The sequence below is a fragment of the Roseovarius halophilus (ex Wu et al. 2025) genome, from assembly GCF_047086965.1.
This window is the reverse complement of sequence record NZ_JBKOTX010000428.1, coordinates 1-1,827: the sequence shown is the minus strand read 5'-3', so window position 1 is coordinate 1,827 and position 1,827 is coordinate 1. Positions and strand designations below refer to the sequence as shown.

Here is a 1,827-nt window from a genome sequence, read left to right as displayed (position 1 = left end):
CGTGGACCGCTCACCCTGCATGCCACTCAGCTCGCCTACCGGGGCCTCGGCTTGACGGCCGCGCAGGACGAAATGCCACCGGCGGAAACGCCAACCGCCGCTGTCCCGCGCGGGCAGGGCACCAAGCAGGAGGCCGTGATCGCCATGCTGCGCGCCGAGGGTGGCGCGACCATCGATGAGATCAGCGCCGCGACCAACTGGGCCGCCCATACCGCGCGGGGCTTCATGTCCGGCACGCTCAAGAAGAAGCTGGGCCTGACGATCACCTCCGAGAAGGTCGAGGAACGGGGTCGGGTGTATCGCATCAACTGATGGAAGGGCCTCTCGACGCGCACCGCCAAAAGCATTATATTATCACCGAATGAGATGCGCGCCGGGAGGCACCAATGGACCTTACAAAAGACATTACTCCCCTGACAGAGTTCAAGCGTGATTCAGCTCGAATGATCGCTCAAATCAAAGAAACCGGCCGGCCACAGATACTCACGGTCAATGGCCGTCCGTCTGTCGTCGTGATGGACGCCCTTGCATGGCAAGACATGCAAAATCAGCTGGAATATGCGGAAACCGTCGCCGGGATCCGCAAGGGGCTATCGCAAGCGCAAGCGGGGCAAGGCATCGAAGCCGGTCAGTTTTTTGATGGGCTCACCAAGCGCGGATGACCAAACCGCTTGAGGTGATCATCACGCCCAAAGCCGCAGATGACCTTTCCGCAACGTGGGCGTGGCTGAGCGAACGTAATCCGCGGGCTGCGGATGAATGGGTATCTGGTATCCGGTCATTGATCCTCGGGTTGGGTGTGTCGCCTGACACCCATCCGACCGCACCGGAGTCGCAAGCTTTTGATATGCCCATACGACGGGCTCTTTACGGCAAGGGGACACGATGGCGAATTTATTACACCGTTCTCAATGGGGCTGTTCACGTTCTTCATGTTCGTCACGGTCGACGGAGTGATTGGCGTCCGTAAGATCATCGAAACTTTCCCCGCTGCTCTCCAACACCGCCTGTTTGCCAGCAAGCTTCTGCCACCGCTCCACGGCCACATCGACATAGGCCGGGTTCAGCTCGATCCCGTAACACACCCGCCCTGTCGTCTCGGCCGCAATCAACGTGCTTCCAGATCCCATGAACGGCTCGTAGACGGCCTGGCCGGGGCTTGAGTTGTTCTCGATCGGCCGCCGCATGCATTCGACCGGCTTTTGCGTGCCGTGCACGGTGTTGTCATCCTGGTCCTTGCCCGAGATCTTCCAAAGCGTGGTTTGCTTGCGGTCACCAGCCCAGTGGCCTTTGCCGGTCTTTTTGACAGCGTACCACGCCGGTTCATGCTGCCAGTGATAATCACCCCGGCTCAAGACCAACCGATCCTTGGCCCAGATGATTTGCGAGCGGATGGCAAAGCCCGCCGCCTCAAGGCTTTCGGCCACGGTCGCCGCATGCAGCGCGCCGTGCCAGACATAGGTGACATCGCCGGGAAAGAGCGACCAGGCCTCGCGCCAATCCGCACGATCATCATTCAGCACCTTGCCGGTGCGTTTGGTCTTGGCTGCCCCCGCCTCGTTGCGCCAACCCGGGTCGTATTCCACGCCGTACGGTGGATCGGTCACCATCAGCAGCGGTTTGACCGTGCCGAGCAGGCGCTCGACGTCCTTAGCAACGGTGCTGTCACCGCAGAGCAGCCGGTGGTTGCCGAGCACCCAGAGATCGCCAGGGCGACTGACCGGGTCATCCGGCGTCTCCGGCACCTCGTCCTCGCCCTCCCGCGGACCCGTGCCGTCCTCGAGGCTCGACATCAGCCCGGTCAGTTCATCCTCGGTGAAGCCCGTC

General features: G+C 61.6%; 4 protein-coding genes. 3 read left to right on the top strand and 1 reads right to left on the bottom strand.

The annotated features are described in order from the left end of the window. The 3 genes from ACH107_RS32480 to ACH107_RS32470 all read left to right on the top strand — a co-directional run. On the top strand, nt 1–312 hold a 312-nt coding region (locus ACH107_RS32480), incomplete at its 5' end, for a DUF3489 domain-containing protein (protein ID WP_412509727.1). Nucleotides 313–386: 74 nt separating this feature from the next. Then, nucleotides 387–662 (top strand): type II toxin-antitoxin system Phd/YefM family antitoxin, encoded by a 276-nt coding sequence (locus ACH107_RS32475; RefSeq protein WP_412509726.1) that lies wholly within the window; start codon nt 387–389, stop codon nt 660–662. Continuing rightward, on the top strand, nt 659–970 hold the full coding sequence (locus ACH107_RS32470; RefSeq protein WP_412509725.1) for a type II toxin-antitoxin system RelE/ParE family toxin: 312 nt from the start codon (nt 659–661) through the stop codon (nt 968–970). Before ACH107_RS32475 ends, ACH107_RS32470 begins: the two co-directional genes overlap by 4 nt. Here the strand turns inward: ACH107_RS32470 and ACH107_RS32465 are convergent. Continuing rightward, nucleotides 909–1,827, bottom strand: a 919-nt coding sequence (locus ACH107_RS32465) for a DNA-methyltransferase (protein WP_412509724.1), incomplete at its 5' end; no start/stop codon positions are given. The genes ACH107_RS32470 and ACH107_RS32465 overlap by 62 nt on opposite strands.